The organism is Stenotrophomonas sp. 1L-E-5-B-C3 (assembly GCF_057292075.1).
Map to the genome: position 1 here is coordinate 111,387 of NZ_JBXAWS010000003.1, position 25,982 is coordinate 137,368.

The 25,982-nt window shown below is 66.1% G+C and carries 22 protein-coding genes; 12 read left to right on the forward strand and 10 right to left on the reverse strand.

Going from position 1 to position 25,982, the window contains the following annotated elements; genetic code table 11:
• The first annotated feature begins 7 nt into the window (after positions 1–7).
• Positions 8–1,234 (forward strand): lipoprotein N-acyltransferase Lnb domain-containing protein, encoded by a 1,227-nt coding sequence (locus AC0Z6F_RS05560; protein WP_428999159.1) that lies wholly within the window; start codon positions 8–10, stop codon positions 1,232–1,234.
• 6 nt (positions 1,235–1,240) lie between these two features.
• The gene (locus AC0Z6F_RS05565) at positions 1,241–2,263 is read left to right on the forward strand and encodes a magnesium and cobalt transport protein CorA (protein WP_012510579.1); all 1,023 of its coding nucleotides are present in this window, start codon (positions 1,241–1,243) and stop codon (positions 2,261–2,263) included.
• Positions 2,264–2,403: 140 nt separating this feature from the next.
• Here the strand turns inward: AC0Z6F_RS05565 and AC0Z6F_RS05570 are convergent, their stop codons facing one another.
• The 4 genes from AC0Z6F_RS05570 to AC0Z6F_RS05585 all read right to left on the reverse strand — a co-directional run bounded on the left by AC0Z6F_RS05570 (position 2,404) and on the right by AC0Z6F_RS05585 (position 6,756).
• Positions 2,404–3,768 (reverse strand): NAD-dependent succinate-semialdehyde dehydrogenase, encoded by a 1,365-nt coding sequence (locus AC0Z6F_RS05570; RefSeq protein ID WP_012510578.1) that lies wholly within the window; start codon positions 3,766–3,768, stop codon positions 2,404–2,406.
• Positions 3,769–3,851: 83 nt separating this feature from the next.
• A complete protein-coding gene (locus AC0Z6F_RS05575) occupies positions 3,852–4,694 on the reverse strand; it encodes an ABC transporter permease subunit (protein ID WP_008267688.1) in 843 nt (280 codons plus the stop codon).
• Positions 4,691–5,623, reverse strand: a complete 933-nt coding sequence (locus AC0Z6F_RS05580; RefSeq protein WP_012510577.1) for an ABC transporter permease subunit — start codon at positions 5,621–5,623, stop codon at positions 4,691–4,693. The genes AC0Z6F_RS05575 and AC0Z6F_RS05580 overlap by 4 nt, the downstream gene beginning before the upstream one ends.
• Positions 5,620–6,756 carry an ABC transporter ATP-binding protein gene (locus AC0Z6F_RS05585; RefSeq protein ID WP_485617836.1) on the reverse strand — a complete coding sequence of 379 codons (1,137 nt, stop codon included), beginning with the start codon at positions 6,754–6,756 and terminating at the stop codon, positions 5,620–5,622. The genes AC0Z6F_RS05580 and AC0Z6F_RS05585 overlap by 4 nt, the downstream gene beginning before the upstream one ends.
• Before the next feature lie 273 nt (positions 6,757–7,029).
• On the opposite strand from AC0Z6F_RS05585, the gene AC0Z6F_RS05590 reads away from it, so the two are divergent.
• On the forward strand, positions 7,030–8,430 hold the full coding sequence (locus AC0Z6F_RS05590; protein WP_485617837.1) for a flavin-containing monooxygenase: 1,401 nt from the start codon (positions 7,030–7,032) through the stop codon (positions 8,428–8,430).
• A 56-nt stretch (positions 8,431–8,486) separates the two neighbouring features.
• Here the strand turns inward: AC0Z6F_RS05590 and AC0Z6F_RS05595 are convergent, their stop codons facing one another.
• From AC0Z6F_RS05595 to AC0Z6F_RS05605, 3 genes are all read right to left on the reverse strand, one after another.
• Positions 8,487–9,596, reverse strand: a complete 1,110-nt coding sequence (locus AC0Z6F_RS05595; RefSeq protein WP_004151739.1) for a polyamine ABC transporter substrate-binding protein — start codon at positions 9,594–9,596, stop codon at positions 8,487–8,489.
• A gap of 92 nt (positions 9,597–9,688) precedes the next feature.
• Complete coding sequence (locus AC0Z6F_RS05600) at positions 9,689–11,083, reverse strand: glutamine synthetase family protein (RefSeq protein WP_046984963.1); 1,395 nt, start codon at positions 11,081–11,083, stop codon at positions 9,689–9,691.
• Complete coding sequence (locus tag AC0Z6F_RS05605; protein ID WP_485617838.1) at positions 11,080–11,841, reverse strand: gamma-glutamyl-gamma-aminobutyrate hydrolase family protein; 762 nt, start codon at positions 11,839–11,841, stop codon at positions 11,080–11,082. Before AC0Z6F_RS05605 ends, AC0Z6F_RS05600 begins: the two co-directional genes overlap by 4 nt.
• Before the next feature lie 161 nt (positions 11,842–12,002).
• Between AC0Z6F_RS05605 and AC0Z6F_RS05610 the strand changes: the two genes are divergently transcribed.
• Both AC0Z6F_RS05610 and AC0Z6F_RS05615 read left to right on the forward strand, forming a co-directional pair.
• A complete protein-coding gene (locus tag AC0Z6F_RS05610; protein WP_485617840.1) occupies positions 12,003–13,280 on the forward strand; it encodes an NAD(P)/FAD-dependent oxidoreductase in 1,278 nt (425 codons plus the stop codon).
• A 225-nt stretch (positions 13,281–13,505) separates the two neighbouring features.
• Positions 13,506–15,098, forward strand: a complete 1,593-nt coding sequence (locus tag AC0Z6F_RS05615; protein WP_004151688.1) for an MASE1 domain-containing protein — start codon at positions 13,506–13,508, stop codon at positions 15,096–15,098.
• 159 nt (positions 15,099–15,257) lie between these two features.
• On the opposite strand, the gene AC0Z6F_RS05620 is transcribed toward AC0Z6F_RS05615, so the two are convergent.
• Positions 15,258–15,746 carry a hypothetical protein gene (locus AC0Z6F_RS05620; protein ID WP_004151687.1) on the reverse strand — a complete coding sequence of 163 codons (489 nt, stop codon included), beginning with the start codon at positions 15,744–15,746 and terminating at the stop codon, positions 15,258–15,260.
• A gap of 157 nt (positions 15,747–15,903) precedes the next feature.
• On the opposite strand from AC0Z6F_RS05620, the gene AC0Z6F_RS05625 reads away from it, so the two are divergent.
• The 4 genes from AC0Z6F_RS05625 to AC0Z6F_RS05640 all read left to right on the forward strand — a co-directional run bounded on the left by AC0Z6F_RS05625 (position 15,904) and on the right by AC0Z6F_RS05640 (position 19,751).
• Positions 15,904–16,077, forward strand: coding sequence for a hypothetical protein (locus AC0Z6F_RS05625; RefSeq protein WP_154354664.1), 174 nt, complete (start codon positions 15,904–15,906; stop codon positions 16,075–16,077).
• 126 nt (positions 16,078–16,203) lie between these two features.
• On the forward strand, positions 16,204–17,766 hold the full coding sequence (locus AC0Z6F_RS05630) for an MASE1 domain-containing protein (RefSeq protein ID WP_004151685.1): 1,563 nt from the start codon (positions 16,204–16,206) through the stop codon (positions 17,764–17,766).
• Between the two features lie 94 nt (positions 17,767–17,860).
• The gene (locus tag AC0Z6F_RS05635) at positions 17,861–19,204 is read left to right on the forward strand and encodes a diguanylate cyclase (protein WP_032969409.1); all 1,344 of its coding nucleotides are present in this window, start codon (positions 17,861–17,863) and stop codon (positions 19,202–19,204) included.
• 85 nt (positions 19,205–19,289) lie between these two features.
• Complete coding sequence (locus tag AC0Z6F_RS05640) at positions 19,290–19,751, forward strand: bacteriohemerythrin (RefSeq protein ID WP_004151683.1); 462 nt, start codon at positions 19,290–19,292, stop codon at positions 19,749–19,751.
• On the opposite strand, the gene AC0Z6F_RS05645 is transcribed toward AC0Z6F_RS05640, so the two are convergent.
• Positions 19,732–21,033, reverse strand: coding sequence for an MFS transporter (locus AC0Z6F_RS05645; RefSeq protein WP_132809734.1), 1,302 nt, complete (start codon positions 21,031–21,033; stop codon positions 19,732–19,734). The two genes, AC0Z6F_RS05640 and AC0Z6F_RS05645, sit on opposite strands and share 20 nt — an antisense overlap.
• A 147-nt stretch (positions 21,034–21,180) precedes the next feature.
• Here AC0Z6F_RS05645 and AC0Z6F_RS05650 point away from each other — a divergent pair, with 147 nt between their 5' ends.
• Positions 21,181–21,822 carry a hypothetical protein gene (locus AC0Z6F_RS05650; RefSeq protein ID WP_100434363.1) on the forward strand — a complete coding sequence of 214 codons (642 nt, stop codon included), beginning with the start codon at positions 21,181–21,183 and terminating at the stop codon, positions 21,820–21,822.
• A gap of 146 nt (positions 21,823–21,968) precedes the next feature.
• On the opposite strand, the gene AC0Z6F_RS05655 is transcribed toward AC0Z6F_RS05650, so the two are convergent.
• On the reverse strand, positions 21,969–23,465 hold the full coding sequence (locus AC0Z6F_RS05655) for an aldehyde dehydrogenase (protein ID WP_485617844.1): 1,497 nt from the start codon (positions 23,463–23,465) through the stop codon (positions 21,969–21,971).
• Between the two features lie 166 nt (positions 23,466–23,631).
• Between AC0Z6F_RS05655 and aptA the strand changes: the two genes are divergently transcribed.
• Positions 23,632–24,984 (forward strand): omega-aminotransferase AptA, encoded by a 1,353-nt coding sequence (aptA, locus tag AC0Z6F_RS05660; RefSeq protein WP_485617846.1) that lies wholly within the window; start codon positions 23,632–23,634, stop codon positions 24,982–24,984.
• Between the two features lie 63 nt (positions 24,985–25,047).
• A complete protein-coding gene (locus AC0Z6F_RS05665; RefSeq protein WP_032127886.1) occupies positions 25,048–25,926 on the forward strand; it encodes a plasmid replication/partition related protein in 879 nt (292 codons plus the stop codon).
• Positions 25,927–25,982: the final 56 nt, after the last annotated feature.

Here is a 25,982-nt window from a genome sequence, read left to right on the forward strand (position 1 = left end):
GATCCTCATGGCGTGGCTGGTACTGTGCGTGCTGGCCATGGCCCTGCCGCTGGCCGCCTTCGCGCAGCCGGTGGCAGCCACACCTGCCGTACCCGCGACCATCGCTGAAGCCCCTGCCCCGCGCATCGGCGTGGTGACCATGCAGCCGGGCACCGTGTTCTTCGAACGCTTCGGTCACGATGCCATCGTCGTGCTCGATCCGGTGAGCGGTGAGGCAACCTCGTACAACTTCGGCTACTTCGATCCGTCCGAGGACGATTTCATCAGCCGCTTCGCACGCGGCGACATGATGTATTACCTGGTGGCGCTGCCGTTGCAGCAGGACCTGTCGTACTACGACGAGACCGGCCGCGGTGCCAGCGTGCAGTGGCTGGACCTGCGCCCGGACCAGGCACGTTCGCTGGCCGCCGACCTGGCCGAGCGGGCCAAGCCGGAAAACGCGCGCTACCACTACGATTACTACACCGCCAACTGCGCCACGATGGTGCGCGACACGCTGGACAAGGCATTGGGTGGCGGCCTGCAGTCGCAGCTGTCGGGGCGCTCGCGCGGCAACACCTACCGCAGTGAATCGGTCCGCCTGGCGTCGCCGGCACCGTGGATGTGGCTGGGCTTCGATGTCGGCCTCGGGCCGTTCGCCGACCAGCCGCTGTCGCGCTGGCAGGAAGCCTTCGTGCCGATGCGCCTGGCCGATGCGCTGCGCCAGGCACGCAACAGCGATGGCCGTCCGCTGGTGCAGTCCGAGCAGGAACTGCTGCCGCACCGTATCGATCCGGAGCCGAAGGAATTCGCGCGCCGCTGGTGGCCGTGGCTGCTGCTCGGGCTGATCGTGGCCGGCGGCGTGCTGGCGCTGCGCAACCGCCCGCGCCTGCTGGCCGGGCTGGCCCTGCCGTTCTGGCTGCTGTGCGCCCTGTTTGGTGGCGTGCTGGTGTTCCTGTGGGGCTTCAGCATCCACTACGCCGCATGGGCCAACCGCAACCTGCTGTTGCTCTCGCCGCTGGCGGTGCTGCTGTTGCCGGGTGCAATCGCCCTGCTGCGTCGTCGCGTGCCGGGCCGCATGTTCAGGATCGTGCTGTGGCTGCTGGCGGTACAGGCGGTGGCCGCGCTGGTACTGCACTGGCTGAGCCTGCAGGCACAGTACAACGTGCAGTGGATCGTGCTGCTGCTGCCCGTCCACGTCGCGCTGGCATGGGTGCTGGGGCGTACTCCTCACTTGTCCAAAACACAGCCCTGACGCACGATGGCGGGCATGTCATTGCCCGCCTCTGCTGCCGCGCCCGCCTCGGCCAACCCCGCCTGCGTCATCAACTGCGTCCACTACGATGACGAGGGCAAACGCCACGACATCACCCTGGACGCCATCAGCGATGTCATTGCCAGTGGCAACGGCTTCGTCTGGGTCGGCCTGTACGACCCCAATGATGATGTGCTGTTGAAACTGCAGGAAGAGTTCTGCCTGCACGACCTGGCCATCGAGGATGCGCGCAACGCGCACCAGCGGCCCAAGGTCGAGACCTACGGCAATTCCATGTTCGTGGTGGTGACCACCGCGCAGATGGTCGACGAGCGCATCCAGTACGGCGAAACCCATGCCTTCCTCGGCCCGCGCTTCCTGGTGACGGTACGCCATGGCGCTTCGCTGTCCTATGCCCCGGTGCGTGCGCGGGTGGAACGCGAGCCGCAGCTGCTGAAGATGGGCCCGTCGTACTGCCTGTACGCGGTGACCGACTTCGTGGTCGACAACTACCTGCCCATCGTGCACCGCTTCCGCGACACCCTGGAGCTGCTGGAGAAGGACATCTTCGCCGACACCTACAAGCGCAGCACGGTGGTGCGGCTGTACGAGCTCAAGCGCGAGCTGAACAAGATGCGGATGGCGGTGGCACCGCTGCAGGACGTGCTGGCGCAGCTGCGCCGCTACCAGGGCGAGCTGATCCCCGACGAAGTGAAGCTGTACATCCGCGACGTGCACGACCACGCAGTACGCATCAGCGATGTGATCGACACCCTGCGCGAGATGCTGGGCACCGCGCTGAGCGTGAACCTGTCGCTGGTGACGCTGGCGCAGGGCGAGACGGTCAAGCGGCTGGGTGCATGGGCCGCGCTGCTGGCGGCGCCGACGCTGATCACCAGCTGGTACGGCATGAACTTCAGCCACATGCCGGAGTTGAGCGAGCCGTGGTCCTACCCGCTGATGATCGTGGGCGTGGGTGGCGTGTGCGTGGGGCTGTACCGGTTGTTCAAGCGCGCGAAGTGGTTGTAGGGCGTATCGACCAACGGTCGATACCCACCGGACCGGTAGGCCACGACCGTTGGTCGTGGCGCATGACCCGCTTCTGGTAGTGCCGGCCGCTGGCCGGCAACCAGGCAATGCCGGCCAGCGGCCGGCACTACCGTTCGGCATCAAGCCACGTAGACGGTCTTGATGTTCATGAACTCATGGATGCCGTGGTCGGCCAGCTCCCGGCCGAAACCGGACTGTTTGCTGCCGCCGAACGGAAGCCGCGCGTCGCTCTTGACGATGGCGTTGACGAACGCGGCACCGCATTCCATGCGCTGCGCGAAACGTTCGCCGCGCACCGGATCGCGCGTCCACACGCTGCCGCCCAGGCCGAAGCGGGTGTCGTTGGCCACGCGCAGTGCCTCGGCCTCATCCTTGACACGGATCACCGCAGCCACCGGCCCGAACAGCTCCTCGTCGTAGGCCGGCATGCCCGGGCCGACCTGATCGAGCACGGTGGCCGGATAGCCGGCATGTGTACCCGCAATCGGCTCACCACCCAGCAGTACCCGCGCGCCCTTGGCCACGCTGGCCTGCACCTGCTTGTGCAGTTCGTCACGCAGATCGGCACGGGCCATCGGCGCCAGCGTGGTACCGCGCTCGTCCGGATCACCGTACTGGCGCTCGGCCGCGGCTTCCACGAAGCGCCGGGTGAACTCATCGGCCACCGCCTCGACCACGATGAAGCGCTTGGCCGCGATGCAGGTCTGCCCGCTGTTATCGAAGCGCGACTTCACCGCAGCCGCCACGGTCTTGTCGAGGTCGGCATCGTCGAGCACCACGAAGGCATCGCTGCCACCCAGCTCCATCACCGACTTCTTCAGCTGGCTGCCCGCGTTGGACGCGATCGAGCGCCCTGCCCGCTCGCTGCCGGTCAGTGTCACCGCCTTCACCCGTGCGTCGCGCAGCACCTCGGCCGCCTGGTCGTTGTCGATGTGCAGTACATCGAACACGCCGTCAGGCAGGCCACCGTCACGGCATACCGCCAGGATCAGGTCGGCGCACTGCGGCACGTTGCTGGCGTGTTTGAGCAGGGCCACGTTGCCTGCCATGAACGCCGGGGCGAGGAAACGAAACACCTGCCAGATCGGGAAATTCCACGGCATCACCGCGAACACGCAGCCGATCGGCTCGTAGCGCACATAGCTGCGCTGGGCTTCGGTGTCGATCAGCTGCGGCTTGAGGTAGTCGGCAGCATGGTCGGCGTAGTACTCGCAGGCCGCCGCGCACTTGTCGACCTCGGCCAACGCCTCTGCCTTGAGCTTGCCCATCTCATGGGTCATCGCCTGCTGCAGATCGTCGCGGCGCGCACGCAGTTGGCCAGCGATCTGCTTGAGGATCGCCCCCCGCTCCTGCAGCGAGCGCTCGGCCCAGCCGGGGAAGGCATCGGCAGCGGCCTGCAGGCGCTGCTCGACGTCGGCAGCACCCATCAGTTCATGGCGGTAGGTCACCTGGCCGGTGGCCGGGTCGACAATCTCGACGATCATGGGGGATCTCCATCTGGAAGATCCCCATTGTGCGCCGCTGTCCGTGAGCCGGGTGTTGCCGACGTTGTCGGCAAACCGTGTGCTCAGCCGTTGTCCTGCCGTGCCAGCTGCAGGTCGCGCTGGCGCCGTTTCTCGGCACGCGCGTTGATGTACCAGCCGATCACCGCGGCGATCGACACCGCCGACACCAGCAGGGTGGCCAACGCGTTGATCTTCGGGCTGATGCCCATGCGCACCGAGGCGAACACCTTCATCGGCAGCGTAGTCGAGCCCGGTGTGGCGACGAAGCTGGCCACCACCACGTCATCCAGCGACAGGGTGAACGCCAGCAGCCAACCGGCCACCAGCGCCGGTGCGATGATCGGCAGGGTGATGCGCCCGAACACGGTCAGCCGGCTCGCGCCCAGGTCCATCGCGGCTTCTTCCAGCGACAGGTCCATTTCCTGCAGGCGCGAGGACACCACCACGGTGACGAAGCACAGGGTGAAGGTGACGTGGGCGATCCAGATGGTGGTCAAGCCACGTGCCGGGAAGCCGGGAATCGCGCCCATCGAGGCCAGCAGCGCCATCAGCGAGAAGCCGAGGATCACATCCGGCATCACCAGCGGCGCGGTCACCAGCGCGCCGAACAGCGGCTTGCCACGGAAGCGCTTGAAGCGGGTCATCACCATCGCCGCCAGCGTGCCCAGCACGGTGGCGGTACAGGCGGTCCAGAACGCCACCACCAGACTGGTCCACATTGCGTCCATCAGCGCGCGGTCGGCGAACAGGTCGCTGTAGGCGCGGGTGGAGAACCCGGCCCAGACCATCGCCAGCCGCGAGCTGTTGAATGAATAGAACATCAACAACAGGATCGGCAGGTACAGGAAGGCGAAGCCGAGCAGCAGCACGCCCAGCCCCAGGCCCTTGGCGGAACGCGGGCTCATGCCTGCTTCCCTTCCAGCAGGCGCTGCTGGGAACGGTTGAACAGCAGGATCGGCACCAGCAGCAACAGGATCATCGCCACCGCCATCGCCGAGGCGCCCGGCCAGTTGCGGTTGTTGAAGAATTCATTCCACAGCTGGCGGCCGACCATCAGCGTTTCCGAGCCACCCAGCATTTCCGGAATCACGAATTCGCCGATCGCCGGGATCATCACCAGCATGCAACCGGCGATGATGCCGGCCTTGGACAGCGGCAGGGTGATGCGCAGGAACGCCTGCCACGGCTTGGCACCGAGGTCGTAGGCCGCTTCCAGCAGGCGGTGGTCGTGCTTGACCAGGTTGGCGTACAGCGGCAGCACCATGAACGGCAGGTAGCAGTAGACGATGCCGATGTAGGCGGCGGTCGGGGTGTCGATCAGCTGCAGCTTGGGCAGGCCCATGCTGGTCATCAGCGATTGCAGGCCAGTGAACTGCAGGAACTGGTCGAGCAGGCCGTTGCGGTCCAGGATCGCCTTCCACGCATACACGCGGATCAGGAACGAGGTCCACGACGGCAGCACCACCAGCATCATTGCCACGTTGCGCGCGGCCGGCGACAGGCGGGCGATGGCATAGGCCATCGGGTAGCCGATCAGCAGGGTCAGGAAAGTGGAGATGGCCGCGATCTTGATCGAACTCAGGAAGGCCTGCGCATAGATCGAGTCGCGGAACAGGGCCAGGTAGTTCTCGAGGTTGAGCTTGAGCGAGAACGCGCCGTCCACGTACTGCAGCAGCCAGGTGTACGGCGGCGAGCCGACCCGGCTGTGCGAGAAGCTGATCATCAGCACGATCAGGAACGGCACTGCGAAGAACAGCAGCAGCCACAGGTACGGAATGCCGATCACCGTGGCACGCAGCCCCGGCAGCCAGCGCTTCAGGCCGGCGACGCTCATGAGGTCAGCACCACGCCGTCGTTGTCGCGCCAATGCACCCACACTTCGTCGCCCCAGGTCAGGCCGTCACTGGCCCAGCGCTGCGAGTTGGCGAAGTTGGCCAGCACCTTGGCACCACTGGGCAGGCGCACGTGATAGACCGAATGGCTGCCGAAGTAGGCGATGTCCTCGATCACGCCCTGCGCCTTGTTGGTGTGCCCTTCCGGCTCGTCCTTGCCGATCATCACCTTCTCGGGGCGCAGCGCGAACGCGACCGGTTGCCCTTCATAGCAGGTGATGCCATGGGCGATGTAGATCGGCGCGGGGAACAGCGGCGTCCGCACGGTCACGTACTCGGGCAGGTCCTCGTCGATCACGCCGTCGAAGGAATTGACTGAACCGATGAAGCCCGCGACGAAGCGGTTGGCCGGCTGCTCGTAGACCTCGTCCGGCTTGCCGACCTGCTGGATCCAGCCGGCATCCATCACTGCGATGCGGGTGGCCATGGTCATCGCTTCTTCCTGGTCGTGGGTGACCATCACACAGGTCACGCCCGACGATTCGATGATGCTGACCAGTTCCAGCTGCATCTGCGAGCGCAGCTTCTTGTCCAGCGCGCCCATCGGCTCGTCCAGCAGCAGCAGCTTCGGCCCCTTGGCCAGCGACCGCGCCAGCGCCACGCGCTGCTGCTGGCCGCCGGACAGCTGGTGCGGCTTGCGCTTGCCCAGGTGGCCCATCTGCACCAGGTCCAGCATCTCGCCGACACGCTTGCTGATCGCCTCCTTTGCCATCCCGTCCTGCTTCAGGCCGAAGGCGATGTTCTGCTCGACCGTCATGTGCGGGAACAGCGCATAGGACTGGAACATCATATTGACCGGCCGCTGGTACGGCGGCAGCGCGTCCAGGCGCTGGCCATCGAGAGTGATGCTGCCCTTGGTGGGCGTCTCGAAGCCGCCGAGGCAGCGCAGCAGGGTCGATTTGCCACTGCCGGAGCCACCGAGCAGGGCAAAGATCTCGCCCTTGCGCACGTCCAGATTGACGTCGTCGACGGCGACGAAACCGTCGAATTCCTTGCGCAGGTCACGAATGGAGAGATAGCCGGGCGCACCGGTCGTGTCGACGACGGCGGCTACCGGCTGGGCTTCAACGGGCATGGGGGCTCCGGGAGCGGGCGGTGGACAGCGGCCGCCATTCTAACGGCCGGGGGCCGCAGGGGATATGACGGCGGCAGGCGGAAGCGGCCGCTGGCCAGCCCCGGGGGCCCTAGGAGTGTCGGTTTTCCCCCGCCATGGTGGCCTGTCCGCGCAAAGGCCCGGGCTCCCCTGGTCGACCCTGCGGTCGTCCCGGCCAGACACCACAGGCGACGCCTCGATCTGCAACGTTTTTCAGAACCGGATCTGTTGAAGGCCCGGGGCATTCCCCGCGCAATGGCCCGGATCAAGCACTTGCATGGACCCACCCTGGTGACTTCCCCGGACAGCCCCTCCCCTTTCCCGCCCCGCCTGCCGGGCTCCCTGCCTGCAACGCTGCCGCTGGCCATCATCGGTGCCGGCCAGGCCGGGCTGTCAGTGAGCGCGGTCCTGCAGGAGGCCGGCGTCGAGCATCGTGTGCTGGAAGCGGAGACCGTGGGCGCTAGCTGGCAACGGCGCTGGGAGTCGTTCCAGACCAACACCGCCAACGCGACGATGGCCCTGCACGGCCAGGCTTACGCGGGCGATGACCCAGAGGGCTTCATGGGTGCCCCGGAGGTGATCCGGCGGCTGCGCGACTATGCCGACGAGCGCTCCTTGCCGATCAGCGAAGGGTGTGCGGTTCAGCGAGTTACGCGTGAGCCTGATGGCTATGTAATCGACAGCAGCGAGGGGCTGATCCACGCCCGTGCGGTTGTGGTCGCTACCGGCGAATACCGGCGCGCGCGGATGCCGCGGGTCCCGTTCGCGCCTGCGCCGGGCCTTGCGCTGCTGCATTCCGGCGACTACCGCAGCCCCCGCCAGCTGCCTGAGGGCTCGGTGCTGGTCATCGGTGGCGGCCAGTCCGGCGCGCAGATCGCCCAGGACCTTCGCGACAGCGGTCGCAGCGTGCACTGGTCACTGGCCCAGCGGCATTCGCATACCCGCCGGCTGCGCGGCAAGGACTCGATGACCTGGTGGGACATGGCCGGGCGCATCCACCAGCACGTGAGTGAAGCGGCCGCCGTCCTGGCCGGAGAACCGGATGCGCTGCGCAAGGCCCGTACCGCGGAGTTCCCGCTGATTTCCGGCAAGGGGCGTGCCGGCCTGGGCAGCTCGATCAGCCTGCTGGCGATGCACCGCGCGGGCATCAGGCTGCTGGGCCGGTTGCAGGGCTTCGAAGGAAACGTCGCCCGCTTCGCCGATGTGCGCCCGCAGTTGCATACCGCGATCAAGGCCACGCGGGCCGAGTACGCCTATCTCAATTCGCTGGCCAGCGCGTACTACGCCACACGCCCCGAACCGCGCACCGACGATGCCCGCTACATCCCCGAAGAGGTCTATCTGCACTGGGACCCGGAACCGTCGCCATGCGAGCTGGATCTGCAGACCGCAGGCATCCGCTCGGTGGTGCTGGCCACCGGCTTCGTCGCCGAATGGCCCTGGCTCGACGTGGAAGGGGTACTGGACGCGCACGGCTATCCGCTCGGCGAGTTCGGTGTTTCCCCGCAGCCGGGGCTGTTCTTCATCGGCATGCACAACCTGCAGCGGATGAGTTCGTCGTTCCTGTGCAACGGCGGCCGCGATGCACGCGACCTGTTGCCGGCGATCCTGCAGCACCTTCGCCGGGGCGGCGGTGCCGCCTCCGGGAAGGGCTGAGGCCATCCGCCGGGCATGGCCCGGCGCTACCGCTGTCTTCCAGCGGGCAGGACCCTTTACCTGCCAGTCTTCACTTCGGTCCACAGCCGGGTGTAGAGCTTGTCGGTTTCCGGCGTGTTGATCGAATAGGTGAACATCTTCTCGGCCACGTCGGCCGGCGGGTAGATGGTCGGGTCGGTACGGATCGCCTCATCCACCAGCGGAGTCGCGGTCGGCACCGGGTTGGCGTAGTGGATGAAGTTGGTGTTGGCCGCGGCAACCTTCGGCTGCAGCAGGTAGTTGATGAAGGCGTATGCGGCTTCCGGATGCTTGGCATCCTTCGGGATCGCCAGCATGTCGAACCACTGCGGGGCGCCTTCCTTCGGGATCGAATAGGCCACGTGCACGCCGTTGCTGGCCTCCTCGGCGCGGTCGCGGGCCTGGATGATGTCACCCGACCAGCCGACCACCAGGCAGGTGCCGCCATTGGCCAGCGACCCCACGTACTGCGAGGAGTGGAAATTCTGCACGTAGGGGCGAATCGACTTCAGCAGGTCGGCCGCCTTCTGCAGCTCGGCCGGGTCACCGCTGTGCGGGTCCAGGCCCAGGTAATGCAGCGCGATCGGGATCATGTCCGCCGGCGTGTCCAGGATGGTCACGCCGCAGTCCTTCATCTTGCTGATGTTCTCCGGCTTGAACACCAGGTCCCAGCTGTTGGCGATGTCGGTGCTGCCGCCGAAGCGCTGCTTCAGCATCTCCACGTTGTAGCCGATGCCGGTGGTACCGATCATGTACGGCACGCCGTACTGGTTGCCCGGATCCTGGGTGGCGATGCGCTTCATCACCGCCGGATCGAGGTTGGCCAGGTTCGGGATCTTGCTCTTGTCCAGCGGCAGGAACACGCCGGCCTGGATCTGGCGACCGAAGAAGTTCAGGGTCGGCACCACCACGTCGTAGCCGCTGTTGCCGGCCAGCAGCTTGGTCTCGACCATCTCATCGCTGTCGAACACATCGTAGGTCACCTTGATCCCGCTCTCCTTCTCGAAGGTCGGAATGGTGTCCTCGGCGATGTAGTCGCTGTAGTTGTAGACGTTCAGGACCTGGCTGTCCTGCGCGCCACCATTGCCACCGCTGCAGGCGGCAAGCATGGCGGAGGCCAGGCCGAGCGTGAGGATACGCAGCTTCATCGGGTGCTCCAGAATGCGGGAAGGGGGGGCCGGCGGGGCCGGCGACGGGTGCCAGCCTACCCCCCGGCGGCGGATTTTTCTATTCCAGATGCTCAGACGTTCAGCAGCAGGAACTCGCGCTCCCACGAACTGATGACACGGAAAAAGGTCTCGTATTCCTTGCGCTTGACCGAAATGTAGGCACGGCAGAAGCGCTCGCCCAGCAGGGCCTGCAGCTCGCTGCACTGCTCCAGCCCGTCCAGCGCTTCGCCCAGTGAGCGCGGCAGGTTGTAGCCCAGCTCCTTGGCGCTGCCGGTCACAGGGGCATCCGGTGCCAGCCGCTCGCGGATACCGAGCAGGCCACAGGCCAGGGTCGCAGCCATCGCCAGGTAAGGGTTGGCGTCAGAGCCAGCGAAGCGGCTCTCCACACGCATGTTCTCCGGCGTATCCAAGGGCACGCGCAGGCCGCAGGTGCGGTTGTCGAAGCCCCAGTGCACGTTGCTCGGCGAGACCTCGCCAAACACCAGCCGGCGGTAGGAATTCACGTTCGGCGCGAAGAACGCCATGGCCATCGGCACATACTTCTGCAGGCCGGCCAGGTAGTGCGCGAACAACGGGCTGAAATCTTCCCCGCCATGTTCGCCGGTGAACACGTTCTGGCCATCGCTTATCCGCAGCAGGCTCTGGTGAATGTGCATGGCGCTGCCCGGCTCGTTCTCCATCGGCTTGGCCAGGAAGGTGGCATACACCCCGTGACGCATCGCCGATTCGCGCATGGTGCGCTTGAACAGGAACACCTGGTCGGCCAGGTCCATCGCATTGGCATGGGTGAAGTTGACTTCCAGCTGCGCCGCGCCGGACTCGTGGATGAGCGTATCCACGTCCAGCTTCATCGCATCACAGTAGTCGTACATCAGGTCGAGGATGGGGTCGAATTCGTTGACCGCATCGATCGAGTAGGACTGGCGGGCCGTTTCCGGCCGCCCCGAGCGACCGGCCGGCGGCAGCAGCGGGAAATCGGGATCGGTGTTCTTCTGCACCAGGAAGAACTCCAGCTCCGGCGCCACCACCGGGCGCAGGCCCAGCTCCGTGTAAGCGTCCAACACGCGTCGCAGCACGTTGCGCGGCGCCAGCTCGTGCGGCTCGCCGGTCTTGGTGTAGCAATCGTGGATGACCTGCGCGGTCGGATCGGTGGCCCACGGCACCATGCGCACGGTATCCGGGTCCGGACGCAGGATCATGTCCGAATCCGAAGGCGAGGTCAGGTCGTAGTAATCGTCCGGGAACTCGCCGGTTACGGTGGTCGCGAAAATGCCTTCCGGCAAGCGCGTGCCGTAATCATGAGAGAACTTGTCGGCGGGAATGATCTTGCCGCGCGCGTTGCCGGTGATGTCCGGCACCAGGCATTCGACCTCGGTGATGCGCCGCTCCTTCAGCCAGCGCAGCAGACTGCTTTCCTGCGGTGCGGGGGGCGTAGCCGTCTTGCGCGGGCGCGTTCGGGAACTCATCGGGAATCCAGTCGGTTCTGTTGGTGCTGCCGGCAAGCTTGGCCGAACGCACGGAAAATAGCGTGATAGAACGGCGCCTGCATGACACGCCACTCCGGGTGCCACTGTACGCCGAGCACGAAACGATGGTGCGGACTGCGTGCGGCCTCGATCAGGCCATCGTCGGCCCAGGCCTCGACCTGCAGGCCTTCGGCGAGGCGGGCGATGCCCTGCCCGTGCACCGAATTGACCTGCGCGCGATCGCTGCCCTGCCACGTGGCCAGCCAGCCATCGGCGGCCAGGGTGACTGCATGGGCCGGCCCGTACTGCACCTCCACCGGCGCCTGCGGGTCTTCGCGGTGGTCGGCCAGGCCCGGCACCGCATGCACCTGCGGATGCAGGCTGCCACCGAGCGCGACATTCACTTCCTGGAAGCCGCGGCAGATCGCCAGCACCGGCATGTCCAGCGAAAGCGCTTCGTGCAGCAACGCAAACGCATTGGCATCGCGGGCCGGGTCATGCGGATTGCCGGGCCAACTGCGGCCGCCCTCGTAGTGCTGCGGTTCGATGTTGCTGACCGCACCAGTCAACAGCAAGCCATCGAGCCCGTGCAGCCAGTCGCCAGCCGGCAACGGAGGCTGCAGGCTCGGCAGTACCACCGGTGTGACCTCGGCTGCATCGGCCAGCGCGCGCACGTACTTCTCGCCGGCCACCGCAAAGCGGTGATGGCCGAGCACGGTGCTGTCGGTGGGCAGGCCCACCCAGGGCAGGCGGCGCATGGGAAAACTCCTTGGCGTGCCGACACGTTACCCGTCGCCCGGCGAACGCGGCAAGTCGTCGCCGTCACACCATGGCCGTCACGCATCGGCGAAACTAAGCGCGTGAACGCTGATCGCCCTCCCCCGCTCCGCCCGTCCGTACTGCGCCCGCAAGGCCTGCGATGAGCGCCGCCTTCCCGCCCAGCTGGTACGCCGCCAGCTTGCCCGAGCCGCCCGCACTTCCCTCGCTGCAGGGGAATGTGCAGGCCGATGTCGCAGTGCTTGGCGCGGGCTACACCGGCCTGACCGCAGCACTGGAACTGGCTACGCGTGGCCAGCGCGTGGTGGTGCTGGACGCGCAGCGGATCGGTTGGGGCGCGTCCGGTCGCAACGGTGGCCAGGCGCTGGTGGGCTATGGCTGCGAGGTGGACGAGCTGGAGCGCCAGCTCGGCCGCGACGATGCGCGCCACCTGTTCGACTGGTCGCGTGACGCGGTGCAGGCGATGCGCACCCGCATCGATCGCCACGGCATCGACTGCCATTGGGTGGAAGGCCATGCCAGCGTCGCCATCCGCGAACGGCATGAGCGTGAACTACTGGCCAACTGCGAGCACCTGCAGCGCCACTACGACTACCCGATGCAATGGTGGAACCGTGATGCCCTGCGCGCGCAGCTGGACAGCCCACGCTACCGCGCCGCGATGTTCGACCCGCTCAGCGCGCACCTGCAACCGCTGGCGTATGCACGCGGGTTGGCCGATGCGGCGCGCGCCGCCGGCGTGGTGATCCACGAGAACTCCGCGGTGACCCGCGTGCAGCGGGGACCACAGCCTTCCCTGCATACCGCTCAGGGCAGCGTGCGCGCTGCGCATCTGGTGGTGGCCGGCAACGCCTGGCTGCAGGGCCTGCTGCCCGAGCTGGAACGGCGGATCATGCCGGTGGGCACCTATATCGGCGCCAGCCAGCCGCTGGGTGCTGAACGCGCCCGGGCCCTGATCGGCAACAACATGGCCGTGGCCGACACCGCATGGGCTCTGGACTACTTCCGCCTCAGCCACGACCACCGGCTGCTGTTCGGCGGCCGCGCCAGCTACTCGGCCCTGCCCCCACCCGGCCTGCACGGCGTGATGCAGCGGCGCATGCACCAGGTGTTCCCGCAGCTGGCCGACGTGGCCCTGGACCAGGTCTGGGGCGGTTATGTGGACATCACCCGCAACCGCGCCCCGCACTGGGGCCGGCTGGATGGCAACCTGTACTTCGCACAGGGCTTCTCCGGCCATGGCGTGGCCTCCGCCGGGCTGGCCGGCGAGGTGATCGCCGCCGCCATTGCCGGCCAGAGCGAGCGCCTGGACGTGTTCCAGCGCCTGCGGCATGCCCCCTTCCCCGGTGGCCGGCTGCTGCGCACGCCGCTGCTGGTGGCGGCGATGTCCTGGTACAAGTTGCGGGATGCGTTGTGGTGAAGATTCTGCATCTCCACCTGTATTGAACGTTCTGACAAACGTACCGCAGCGCTGATCGTGCTGCACACGTCACAGAATTTCACGCAATATCTGTGATGGATGGCTGGACAATTTCCTAAATGCGCAGCTGTGCAATTGCATAATCGTTCGCAGACCGATACCGTCCTGAGAAACCGGGCCCCGCGGCGAATGGATGCTGACAGGGGACACGTAGGAGAGGGGGACGTGCGATTGGACTGGTGGAAAGAAGGATTGTTGCTGAAGGTGCGCATTCGTCCGGCTGGTCTGATGCTTGCCTTGCTTTATGCAGTTGCCTACTGGACAACCCGACAGCTGTCGCTGGATCAGTTCTATTTGCCAGCCGGCATCCGGGTGGCAGCCGTGCTGTTGTGCCCGCCGCGCCTGTGGCCCTACCTGCTGTTGGGCGAATATGCGTACTTTGCACAGTCCCGCGTGCCGATGATCGAGAAGTACGGTCTGACATGGGTCATTGTTGCATCCGCGTTCCTCATGCCAGCGGTGATGCTGATTGTGAAGCTGCAACGGCGACTGATGGCGGAGTCGCAGACGATCGGCCTCTTGTTGATTGCCGCCGCTTCCAGCGTCGTTATTACGCTGCTCAACCTGAGCTTTTCCCATCTGCTCTGGCCAACACCCCCTTCCACGCCCTTCCTGACCAATGCCGCGCGCTTCAGCGTGGGTGATTTCATCGGCATTCTGACGGTCGCCCCCATCGCCATGCTGTGGGCGCGACAGGACGTGGGGCAGGAGTGGAACGCACGGCGAAAGATTCCGATGCTGGCAGCCCTTTCATCGATGCTGCTGATCGGGATGGCAGCGACTCAACTGCCCACAGACTGGATTGCATTGAAGGCGACGTTCCTGCTGCTGTTGGCACTCCCAGCGGCCGCACTTACCTGCCTGTATGGCTGGAAGGGTGCTGCCCTTGCAGTGCCGGTGCTCAACATGGTCATCGGCCTGACCACGCCCAACACCCATCCAACCGCATTCGATCCCGCGGCCTTCATCACCCAGCAGATCATGGCGATCAGCGGCATCGTATTGCTGCTGCTCGGATCACGCATCACCCACTTCTACCATCGTTACCGGCTGCGCGAGATGGGGGAAAGGGACGCCATCCATCTTGCGAGGAGCTCGCAATTGGCCAGCGAGATGGAGCTGCGTGAACGTGCCCTGCACCTTCGCAAACTCGGCGACGGCATCGATACGTCGCTGGTTGAGCTGGCCGACTGGCTCAAGGCCCAGGGACACCACGCAGTGGCCAGCAGCCTCCTGCATACCTCGAATGTACATTCGCGGCTCTTTCGCGAACAGACCAGCATGGTCTATCCCTCGGGCCTGGAGCATCTTGGGCTTTACGTGGCCTTGCAGGCGGGTGGCATCCGTGAGTCATGGAAGCTGACGGAGCGCGTTCTCCGCCCGGACCTGAAAGGCGACCCCTGCAACCTGAGCGTGGAACTGCAGTTGGCCGCCTACCGGACACTGATTGATGCGGTCTCCATTCTTCTCAAGCATGAAGGTGGTCAGATTCGCATTCGTGCAAGATGCGGCGGAATGGGCTCCAAGCGCGGAATCCTCATGGTCGTATCACTGCTGGAACAGCGTAGGCGCCTTTCCCAGCAGACAACCATGGCAGCGTTCGAGCGACTGACCGGGCGAACCCTCCCCTATGACGGGACCGTTGACTGCTATCGCAACCGGGTCAGGATCCTGTTCCTCGACCGCGAAACCAAACTTGAGACAGTACCCAGTGCTCCATCGCGGTACAGCTGCCCCGCACCCTCTGCGCTGCAGTAGTGCATTTCACAGTCAAGCGACCGGATCGAACCAACGCAGCAGAATCGCATGAGCCTCCCGCTCTTCCCCCTGACCCAGGGCGTCATGGGCACCCGGCGAACACCGGGTACCCACGCGGTCTGATACTGACGCTTGCCGATATCCCGGCAACAGGCAGTATCAGGGTGCCTCGACCGCCCACAACACATCAGCTCCGCTTGCATATCTGACCAGCGTGAATGCGGGGGCCCGATAGACAACCGTTCTGATGGCCTTGGCGGGAACAGGCAGGCGCTGCTCCGGCAACGACACCTTCGCAGATGGGTCACCTGCCGGCAGCACCCAGAACGTGCCGGCAGCATTGCCGATCACGATGTGCACGTGCCCCGCGAGATCGTTTACCTGGAAATAATCCATGCCATCGCGCTCGAACCCATAGACCAACCAGCCGGGATCCACGCTCAGGTCCTGTGCCTGCGGAATCGACTGGCCCAGCCCTTGGCCGGCCATCTTGATTCCATGGTCGTCACTCGGGGCAAATGCAAAAACGGATACCGGCACCAACATCAATGCACCAGCAAATGCATGAATTCGGAAACTTCTCACACTGACCTCCAGGTTGGATGCAATACGGATCAAGAAGGATGCTACCGCCAATCGCATCAGCATATACCGGGCGCACTCCGCAGTACCTATCGGACATAATCCACTGGATCGATGCAAACCCCTGCCACGCCGAAGCTGCGTCCGAAATCGCCAATACCTGCAGTGAAATCCGCCGACGGTGCGGGCCAGGGGCATCTGCGACAAGGACCTGGACAAGCGCGTGCAACAGCAGGATATCGTCGATTGTGTGATGGCGAACACATCGGACAGCATCAACCACCGAGTGTGGCTGGTACAGCGGCTGGAACGCGATCGACACATGGGCGCGCTGATTGTGGATGATTCACCGTCCGCAGGTGGCCATGCCGCCGCACTGCTGAGCATGTCGCCATGAAGCGTGGGAAGCCGCCGATTGCAGCGCAAAGGGAGGCCAGACACCTCGATTGCGCCCATCTCCAACTGTCGCTAGTGTCTGCAGAAATGACCAGCCATCATTGGCCGGGAGACAAGAGGCGGGGGCTTGGACCGATTCAAAGAAGCAATTGAACTGAGCTTCCGGATCCGACCCGTCGGAATCGCTCTCGCGGCCGTCTACGCCTTGAGCTGCCTTGTCTCGCGTCAGTTCTCGCTGGATCAATTCTTCCTGCCCGCGGGCATCCGGGCAGCGGCACTCCTGACCGTCCCGACCCGCCTGTGGCCCTACCTGCTGTTCGGCGAGTATGCGTACTTCGCAACCCTGCGCATCCCCATGATCGACAGCTACGGGCTGGACTGGGTCATCCTGGCGTCGACGCTGCTGATGCCGATGGCGATGCTGGTGGTTTATCTGCACCGGAAAAGAATGCCGTCCGAGGCAGCCACGGGCCTCTGGCTGCTTTCGTTGTCGATCTGTACCGCACTGTTCGTACCAGCTCTCAATCTGAGCATTTCATATGTTCTCTGGTCGAATCCGCCGCCGAGCAACCTGCTTAGCGCAGTTGATCGCACGATCTTTGGTCACTTCGCCGCCATCATCACCCTGGTGCCGTTGGCATTCCTCTGGTCGCGACGGCACGCCGATCCAGGTTGGGCCCACCGTTTTGTCGCACCCACCGTCCCGGCGATCCTGGTGATGCTGGTGCTGGGGCTGTGCTTGCAGCTTACGGCCATCAGCGCCCACACCACGCGGACGCATATGGTGCTGCTGGCCGCCCTGCCCGCCATCGCCCTGACCTTCATGCATGGCTGGCGTGGCGCGGCCATCGCGATTCCGCTGTTGAACCTTCCACTCCATTTTGCCACCCCCAGCACCGGCCTACCGTCCTCGTTCGACCTGGGCACGTTTGCCACCCAGCAGAACATGGCCGTGATGAGCGTCGCGCTGCTCGCCTTGGGATCCAGCATCAGCTATCACCATCAACGCGCGCAGTCACGAAGCCTGGCAGAGGAAACCACGTTGCGCCTCGCACGCAGCTCGCACCAGACCAGCGAGCGCGAGCTGCGCGAGCGCGCCTCCCATCTCAAGCAGCTGGGCGAAGGGATGGACAGTTCGCTCGGCGAGATGGTCAGCTGGCTGAAGGAACAGGGGCATCATGCGGTGGCCAACAGCCTGCAGCACGCCTCATCCGTGCACTCGCGGCTGTTCCGTGAGCAGGCCAGTCTGGTGTACCCGACAGGGCTGGAGCAGGTTGGGCTGTACATCACGCTGCGGGTTGGCGGCGCATGCGAGAACTGGAGCAACACCCATCGCGTGATTCCGCCCCGGCTGGAGGGCAACCCCTGCCTGCTGACTGTGGATCTGCAGCTTGCCATCTATCGCTCGCTGATCGAGGCGGTGTCGCTGCTGCTGGAGCTGGAATCGGGACAGGTCAGCGTGCGCGCCCGGAGCGGCCAGACTGGCGATCGCCGCGGCATCCTGGTGGTCGTGGGCCTGCTTGATCGCGGTTGCACACTGTCGAACCGGACCGTTCAGCAGGCCACCGAGCGTCTGGCCGGACGGATAATGGCCTACGGCGGCACGGTGCATTGCCGTGGCAACCGGCTCCGGCTCATCCTGCATGAATCGATTGCGGGTACACCGGCGGCATTCGCATCGCCTGCCTGATCGGGGAACGACGCGCAGGGCATGCTGCTCCGCTAAAGTTGCGCCCGAAACCGCCGCTATCCGTGCCGAGCCCTCCCTTGTGAGCCACCGCATCATGCCCGTCCTGCCGCAGGCCGCCGTCGATGGCGACCTGGCCGATCCGCTGCCGCAGCGGATCCTGCTGGTCGAAAACTCCCGTGCCTTCACCGGCATGCTGCGCGAGGCCATCGAGCAGCGCCTGGAACTGCCGGTGGTGATCGCCTCCACCCTGGCCGAGGCCGATCGCCTGCTAAGCGAAGATGGGGGCTGGTTCCTGGTACTGACCGGGTTGGTGCTGGCCGACGGCGACCGCGATGCGGTGGTCGAGTTCTTCCTCAAGCGCGACCTGCCGACCGTGGTGGTCAGCGGCGTGTACGACGAGGACCTGCGCAAGCGCGTGCTGCAGCAGCAGATCATCGACTACGTACTGAAGAACACCCCCGGCAGCATCGACTACCTGGTGTGGCTGGTACAGCGGCTGGAACGCAACCGTCGCATCGCGGCGCTGGTGGTGGACGATTCGCCGTCCGCGCGCGGCTATGCCGCCGCCCTGCTGCGCATGTATGGCCATGAGGTGCACGAAGCGGCCGATGGCAACGAGGGCCTGGCCGCGATCGAGGCGCATCCGGCAATCCGCCTGGCGGTGGTCGACCAGGAAATGCCGGGCATGCAGGGCGTGGAATTCACCCGCCGCCTGCGTACCCTGCGCTCGCGCGACAAGGTGGCGGTGATCGGCATCTCCGGCAACACCGACGCATCGCTGATCCCGCGCTTCCTGAAGAACGGTGCCAACGACTTCCTGCGCAAGCCATTCTCGCGCGAGGAATTCTTCTGCCGGGTCTCGCAGAACGTGGACCAGCTGGAACTGATCGGCACCCTGCAGGATCTGGCCACCCGAGACTTCCTTACCGGTCTGCCCAACCGCCGCTGCTTCCTGGAACAGAGCCAGCGCCAGCTGCCGCAGCTGCAGCTGCATGGCCAGTGCGTGGCGGTGGCGATGATCGACATCGACCACTTCAAGCACATCAACGATACCCATGGCCACGAAGCCGGCGACGATGCGCTGCGTGCGGTGGCCGGTGCGGTGGCCGCGCATGCACGCAGCCAGGACCTGATCGCACGCTTCGGTGGCGAGGAGTTCTGCCTGCTGGTGCCGGACATGGAACAGGACGAGGCACTGCAGTACTTCGAGGAACTGCGACAGCGCATCGCCGCACTGGAAGTGGACATCGGCACCGCGACGCTTCGCATGACCGTCAGCATCGGCCTGTGCTGCCTGCGCCCGCAGCGTGATGCACTGCATCGGCTGATCTCCGAGGCCGATCGCCAGCTGTACCTAGCCAAGGCCGGTGGCCGCAACCGGGTCAGCTGCACCACGGTGGCCAGCCCGCTGCGCCCGCGCGAGCCTGCGCTACCCTGACCGGCCCGCTTTGATCCAGATCAACGCCGCACCCGCGCGGCGGCTCTACAGTCGGCCCCGACATACGCATGAAGGGGAGCCGGGGATGGCACTACTGGTCTGGCAGGACGATCTGAACATCGGCATCGATGTGATCGACCAACAACACCGCCGCATCATCGAAATGCTCAACCACCTGCACGTGGCCCAGGCCAGCATGCAGCGTGCGGCGGTGGGTGAAGTGATCGACGAGGTCGTGGACTACACCATGTCGCACTTCGCATTTGAAGAAGAGTTGATGGAAGAAGCGGGCTACCCGTTCTGTGCCGCGCACAAGCGCGTGCATGAGGTCTTCATCAAGCGGGTATCGGAATACCGCATGCGCTTCCAGGCCGGCGAGGACATCAGCGACGAACTGCGCACCATGCTCTCACGCTGGCTGTTCAATCACATACGCGGTGATGACCAGGCCTATGCCGAACAGGTCAAGGCGCACCTGAACCAGTTCGCCCGCGAGCACCAAGGGGGCGGTTGGCTGGGGCGTACGCTCAAGCGCTTCTTTGGTTGAGCCTCAGGGCGCGCCGGTGCAGTGCCACCAGCGCGCACAGGGTCGCCACCGCAGTCAGGCACAGGTAGTAACCCACCGCGACCAGGCCGAAGCGTTCGGCCAGCCAGGTGGCCAGGTACGGCGCCGGTGCCGCGCCAAGGATGCCGGCCAGGTTGAATGACAGCGACGCGCCGGTATAGCGCACCTCCACCGGGTAGATCTCGGCCAGGAAGGTACCGCAGGGGCCGTAGGTCAGGCCCATCAGGAACAGGCCCAGGCACAGGAAGCCAGTGACCAGCCACGGGCTGTGCGGCTGGAACAGCGGCGCGAACAGCACACCGAAACCGACGATCAGTACGCTGGCGACGATCATCGTGCGTCGCGTGCCCCAACGGTCGCCATAGCGCGCCGACAGCGGGATACCCAGCGCGAAGAACAGCATGCCGGCCATCTGCATCAGCAGGAACTGCTCGCGGCTGTAGCCCAGCACCGCGGTGCCATGGCCGAGACTGAACACCGTCATCAGGTAGAACAGCACGAAGGTGGCGAACGCGCCCAGGGTACCCAGCAGCATCGGCACCGGATGGTCACGCAGTACCGTCCACATCGGCAGCCGCACCGGCGCCTTGCGCTCCAGCGCTTTCTTGAAATCGGGCGTCTCGTGGATGTTCAGGCGCACCCACAGGCCAAGGCCGACCAGCAGTGCGCTGGCCACGAACGGGATACGCCAGCCCCACTGCAGGAAGTCATCCTGGCTCAGGCAGCGGCCGAGCACCAGGAAAATGCCGGCCGACAGTAGGAAGCCGAGCGGCGCACCCAGCTGCGGGAACATGCCGTACCAGGCACGTTTGCCCGGCGGTGCGTTCTCGGTGGCCAGCAGCACTGCCCCACCCCACTCGCCGCCCAGCCCCAGGCCCTGGCCAAAGCGGCACAGCGCCAGCAACGCGGGGGCCCACAAGCCAATCTGCGCGTGAGTCGGCAGCAAACCGATCAGCACCGTGGACAGGCCCATGGTCAGCAGCGCGGCCACCAGCGTGGCCTTGCGGCCGATACGGTCACCGAAGTGGCCGAACACTGCCGAGCCCACCGGACGCGCGATGAACGCGACCGCGAACGTTGCCAGTGACTGCAGCAGCGCCGCCTGTTCGCTGCTGTCCGGGAAGAACAGGTGCGGGAACACCAGCACCGCGGCGGTGGCGTAGATGTAGAAATCGAAGAATTCGATGGTGGTGCCGATCAGGCTGGCCAGCAGGACACGGCGGGGGGAATTCACGGGCGGTGCGGCAGCGGTGATCGTCGACATCGGCAACACGGGTAACGGCGGATCGCCCGATTCTGCCACGGGCCGATGGCCGCACGGGGCGATGGTTTCAGCCGACACTGATGCCAACGGAATTTTTCGGGCCACCCGCTAGGCTGCGCCACCGGTCCCTGCATGGATGCTTTGCCGATGACTGCAGTCGCGCTGTCGTGGTCCGATTCGCCGAAGCTGCCGCGCATGGCGGCATGGCTGGTGGTACTGCTGGTGCATGGGTTGATGGCACTGTGGCTGCTGGACAGCGGCAGGATCGCGCTTCGCAGCGACGAGGGGACCAGGATTTCGTTGTACTGGCTGCCACCGAAGCAGCCCGTACCGGCTCAACCACATCCGGCGCAGCCCACCGCTGAGGTAGCGCGTCCAGCAGCATCGACAGCGCCACGCCCGCCCCCGGCGGCACCCATGGATGCCAGCACGCCCGCGTTCGATGAATCGCCTGCAATGGTGCCACTGGCGCTGGAGCTGCCTGCGGGCAGCATCGATGGCGGTGACGGCATCAGTGCAGCGGGCGTGGCGCCGCGCCTGATCGGTCGGCGTGAGGTCCATCCCGCGTTCGGGCCGCGCCGCAATTACTTCCGGATCCGTCGGCAGATGACCCCCGAGCAGATCGTGCATGGCGTGGCACAGCTGCTGGGTTTGTGGCCACCGGGGTACATCGTCGACCCGTGCGAGCTGGGCAAGCAGGACATGGACTATTTCCAGAACGCCGTCGAAGAAGCCGACCGGGATCTGCTGCGTGCGGCGGTGCTGCAGGTGAGTACCCGCTGCCGGTAGCGGTCATGCCTTTGTAGAGCAGAGCCCATACTCGGCTGGGTGCTGGAGCGTGCGGACCAACGGTCCGCAGCTACCGGGCAGGGGGAGCAGCCGAGCATGGGCTCGGCTTTACAGAACAGCACGAAGCCGTCCAGCGAAGCGCGTCGTTACAACTGGATCCAGGTAGCCTTGATCTCGCTGTACTTGTCGAAGGCGTGCAGCGATTTGTCCCGGCCGTTGCCGGACTGCTTGTAACCACCAAACGGTGCGGTCATGTCGCCGCCATCCCAGCCGTTCACCCAGACGCTGCCGGCGCGCAGCTGGCGCGCAACCCGATGCGCGCGGCCCAGATCGCGTGTCCAGAGACCGGCGGCCAGTCCGTAGCGGCTGTCGTTGGCCACGCGCACGGCTTCGGCCTCGTCGTCGAAACCGAGCACCGCCAGCACCGGCCCGAACACTTCCTCGCGTGCCAAGGCCTGCTCCGGGCGCACCTGGTCGAACACCGTGGGCTGCACATAGCTGCCACCCGCCTCCACCTCGGCACGATGCCCGCCCAACAGCAGGCGGGCACCTTCAGCTTCGGCGCGTGCGATATCCCGCATCACCTTGTCCAGATGCGCGGCGTCCACCAGCGCGCCCATCGGCGCGTCGGCGTCCAGCGGATGCTGCGGCTGCATGTGCTGGCCATAAGCAACCACCTGGTGCACGAAATCCTCACGGATCGAGCGCTGCACCAGCAAGCGCGACCCGGCGGTACAGACTTCGCCCTGGTTGAAGAAGATGCCCTGCGCCACGGCCTTGGCCGCCGCGTCCAGATCGGGCGCGTCGGCGAACACCACGTGCGGGCTCTTGCCGCCGCATTCCAGCCAGACCCGCTTGAGATTGGACCGGCCTGAGTACTCCAGCAGCTTGGCGCCAGTGGCAGTGGAGCCGGTGAACGCCAGCACGTCCACGTCCATGTGCAGGGCCAGCGGCTCGCCGACGCGCGCGCCATGGCCCGGCAGCACGTTCAGCACGCCCTCGGGCAGGCCCGCTTCGGCGGCCAGCGCCGCCAGCCGCAGCGCACTCAGGGGCGACCGCTCGGAAGGCTTGAGCACCACCGAGTTGCCCATCGCCAGCGCCGGCGCGATCTTCCAACAGGCCATCAGCAACGGGAAATTCCACGGCACGATGGCGGCCACCACGCCGGCAGCCTCGCGCGTGACCAGGCCCAGCTCGTGCGGGCCAGTCGGCGCGATCTCGCCATACAGCTTGTCCACCGCTTCGGCGGTCCAGGTCAGGCAGCGCACCACGCCGGGCAGGTCGATACGGCGGGCGTCACGCACCGGCTTGCCCATGTCCAGGGTTTCCAGCAGGGCCAGTTCATCGGCGTGCGCTTCCACCAATGCCGCCAGCGCCAGCAGCACGCGCTTGCGATGGGCCGGGCGCGCCTGCGACCAGTGGCCCGCCTCGAAGCTGCGCCGCGCGGCCAGTACCGCGCGCTCCACATCCTGCGCGTCGCAGTCGGCAACCGCGCCCAGCACACGACCATCGATCGGGCTGATGCAGTCGAAGCGGGCGCCGCTGGCGGCATCGACATAGCGGCCGTCGATGAAGGCCTGGCCCGGCATCGACAGCTGGAGGGCCAGCGCCTGCCAATGGCTGCGGTCGGGGAAATCGGCCATGGGAAGCTCCAACATTCAACGAGCCTTGGTTATACCGATGTGGTCGCGACCCGACCGTGATCAGCGATCCAATGTGCCCGCCGGGCATGGCCCGGCGGACAGCCGCCGCGACCTCGCCGTGACGCGGCTGCGCTACATTCATCGCATCGGACCCGATGGAGCTGGCATGAAGCGTCCCGAAAGCGACCTGCACGACCTGGCCACCCAGCGCCCCGAGTCACTGGACGCGTACTGGATGCCGTTCACCGCCAACCGCCAGTACAAGGCCGCACCGCGCATGCTGGTACGGGCCGATGGCATGCACTACGAGGACGTCGACGGCCGCCAGATCCTCGATGGCACCGCCGGCCTGTGGTGCTGCAATGCCGGCCACGCGCGGCCGCACATCGTCAACGCCATCGTCGAGCAGGCGCGCACCCTGGATTACTCGCCCGCCTTCCAGATGGGGTCGCCACCGGCCTTTGCGCTGGCACAGCGGCTGGCGGCATTGGCGCCGCCTCCGCTCAACCATGTGTTCTTCACCAGTTCCGGCTCCGAGGCGGTGGATACCGCGATGAAGATCGTGCTGGCCTACCACCGCCAGCGCGGCGAGGGCCAGCGCACCCGTTTCATCAGCCGCGAGAAGGCCTATCACGGGGTCGGTTTCGGCGGTATGGCGCTGGGCGGGCTGCCCAACAACCGCAAAGCGTTCGGCCTGCAGCTGGGTGGCGTGGACTACCTGCGGCACACCCTGGACCTGCAGCGCAATGCATTCAGCAAGGGCCTGCCGCGCCAGGGTGCAGAGCTGGCCGACGACCTGGAGCGGCTGATTGCGCTGCATGACGCCTCGACCATCGCCGCCGTATTCGTCGAGCCCATTGCCGGTTCGGCCGGGGTGATCCTGCCCGCGCCGGGCTACCTGCAGCGGCTGCGCGAGCTGTGCGACCACCACGGCATCCTGCTGGTGTTCGACGAGGTCATCACCGGTTTCGGCCGGGTCGGCATGCCGTTCGCCGCACAGCGCTTCGGGGTCACCCCGGACCTGCTGACCTTCGCCAAGGCGGTCAGCAATGGCGCGGTGCCACTGGGCGGCGTGCTGGCCAGCGATGCCGTGCATGCGGCCCTGATGCAGGCGCCGCCGCAGGCCATCGAGCTGTTCCATGGCTACACCCACTCCGGCCATCCACTGGCCTGCGCCGCAGCGCTGGCCACGCTGGAGGTCTATGCCGAGGAGCGCCTGTTCGAGCGTGCCATCGAACTGGGCGAATATTGGCAGGAACGGCTGCACGCGCTGCAGGGCCTGCCCAACGTGATCGACATCCGCAACTTCGGGCTGGTCGGCGCGGTCGAGCTGGCGCCGCGCCGCGATGCCCCCGGCAGCCGTGGCTACGAGGTGTTCCGGCGCTGCTTCCAGGACGGCCGGCTGCTGGTGCGCTGTACCGGCGACATCATCGCGCTGTCGCCACCTCTGATCGTGGACAAGGCACAGATCGACCAGATCACCGGCACCCTGGGCGAGATGATCCGGGCCACCGCCTGAGCCCGGGCCGGCGGTGGCGAGCGGGTACAATGGGCGGTTCCGCTCCTGCTCGCTGCCGTGCCCATGGATATCGTCGTCAAAGAAGAACTCAAGGCCTACATCGACCCGCTGACCGCGGACGAACATGACGCGCTGGAGCGCAGCATCCTGGCCGAAGGCTGCCGCGATGCGCTGGTGCTGTGGGGTGATGTGCTGGTCGATGGCCACAACCGTTTCGGCATCTGCCAGAAGCATGGCCTGCCCTTCAATACCGTGCAGAACACCCGCTTCCAGAGCATGGAAGACGTGCACCTGTGGATGATCGAGCAGCACCTGGGCCGCCGCAGCGTGTCCGACTTCCAGCGCGGCGTGCTGGCGCTGCGCAAGCGCGACATCCTGGCCGCCCGCAAGCAGATCGAGCAGGCGCAGCTGCAGCGCGAGAGCGACGGCACCGCCGAAGCCATCGAGGACGCGGGTGAGGACAGCCCGCCGTGGGAACCGGCACCGAAGATCAGCCGCGCCGAGCTGGCCCGCGAGGCCAAGCTGAGCACCAGCCAGGTCGGCATGATCGAACGCATCCACGCCCAGGCCGCGGCCGAGGTGGTGGAAGCGGTGAAGGCCGGCGTGATCTCGATCAGCGCTGCTGCTGCCGTGGCCGACCTGCCGGAAGACGAGCAGCGCGCCGCTGCCGCCGGTGGCAAGGATGAGCTGAAGCAGGCCGCCAAGCGCGTGCGCGAGTCCAAGCGCAAGCCGCGTGCACCGAAGCCGGAAGCAGCCGAGATGGACTTCGAGGAAGCGGACGAAGAGCAGATCGCCAGCCGCGACGCCGAGGTGCTGTCGGCACTGGAGCAGCTGGGCGAGGATGCCCCGGCGCTGCGCCGCCGCGTGGTCGCGCTGACCCGCGAGAACGACACCCTGCGCGCGCAGCTGGCTGCGTTGCGCAAGCAGCTCGAAGCGCTCTGAACCAACGGGTAGTGCCGGCCGCTGGCCGGCAACCCCATGAACGTTCCGGGTGCGTT

Excerpts from the sequence above, each read along its gene's own strand:
- AC0Z6F_RS05560 (WP_428999159.1), top strand. The coding sequence starts at position 8 with ATGGCGTGGCTGGTACTGTGCGTGCTGGCCATGGCCCTGCCGCTGGCC.
- AC0Z6F_RS05565 (WP_012510579.1), top strand. The coding sequence starts at position 1,241 with ATGGCGGGCATGTCATTGCCCGCCTCTGCTGCCGCGCCCGCCTCGGCC.
- AC0Z6F_RS05570 (WP_012510578.1), bottom strand. The coding sequence starts at position 3,768 with ATGATCGTCGAGATTGTCGACCCGGCCACCGGCCAGGTGACCTACCGC.
- AC0Z6F_RS05575 (WP_008267688.1), bottom strand. The coding sequence starts at position 4,694 with ATGAGCCCGCGTTCCGCCAAGGGCCTGGGGCTGGGCGTGCTGCTGCTC.
- AC0Z6F_RS05580 (WP_012510577.1), bottom strand. The coding sequence starts at position 5,623 with ATGAGCGTCGCCGGCCTGAAGCGCTGGCTGCCGGGGCTGCGTGCCACG.
- AC0Z6F_RS05585 (WP_485617836.1), bottom strand. The coding sequence starts at position 6,756 with ATGCCCGTTGAAGCCCAGCCGGTAGCCGCCGTCGTCGACACGACCGGT.
- AC0Z6F_RS05590 (WP_485617837.1), top strand. The coding sequence starts at position 7,030 with ATGGCCCGGATCAAGCACTTGCATGGACCCACCCTGGTGACTTCCCCG.
- AC0Z6F_RS05595 (WP_004151739.1), bottom strand. The coding sequence starts at position 9,596 with ATGAAGCTGCGTATCCTCACGCTCGGCCTGGCCTCCGCCATGCTTGCC.
- AC0Z6F_RS05600 (WP_046984963.1), bottom strand. The coding sequence starts at position 11,083 with ATGAGTTCCCGAACGCGCCCGCGCAAGACGGCTACGCCCCCCGCACCG.
- AC0Z6F_RS05605 (WP_485617838.1), bottom strand. The coding sequence starts at position 11,841 with ATGCGCCGCCTGCCCTGGGTGGGCCTGCCCACCGACAGCACCGTGCTC.
- AC0Z6F_RS05610 (WP_485617840.1), top strand. The coding sequence starts at position 12,003 with ATGAGCGCCGCCTTCCCGCCCAGCTGGTACGCCGCCAGCTTGCCCGAG.
- AC0Z6F_RS05620 (WP_004151687.1), bottom strand. The coding sequence starts at position 15,746 with ATGCTGATGCGATTGGCGGTAGCATCCTTCTTGATCCGTATTGCATCC.
- AC0Z6F_RS05635 (WP_032969409.1), top strand. The coding sequence starts at position 17,861 with ATGCCCGTCCTGCCGCAGGCCGCCGTCGATGGCGACCTGGCCGATCCG.
- AC0Z6F_RS05640 (WP_004151683.1), top strand. The coding sequence starts at position 19,290 with ATGGCACTACTGGTCTGGCAGGACGATCTGAACATCGGCATCGATGTG.
- AC0Z6F_RS05645 (WP_132809734.1), bottom strand. The coding sequence starts at position 21,033 with ATGTCGACGATCACCGCTGCCGCACCGCCCGTGAATTCCCCCCGCCGT.
- AC0Z6F_RS05650 (WP_100434363.1), top strand. The coding sequence starts at position 21,181 with ATGACTGCAGTCGCGCTGTCGTGGTCCGATTCGCCGAAGCTGCCGCGC.
- AC0Z6F_RS05655 (WP_485617844.1), bottom strand. The coding sequence starts at position 23,465 with ATGGCCGATTTCCCCGACCGCAGCCATTGGCAGGCGCTGGCCCTCCAG.
- aptA (WP_485617846.1), top strand. The coding sequence starts at position 23,632 with ATGAAGCGTCCCGAAAGCGACCTGCACGACCTGGCCACCCAGCGCCCC.
- AC0Z6F_RS05665 (WP_032127886.1), top strand. The coding sequence starts at position 25,048 with ATGGATATCGTCGTCAAAGAAGAACTCAAGGCCTACATCGACCCGCTG.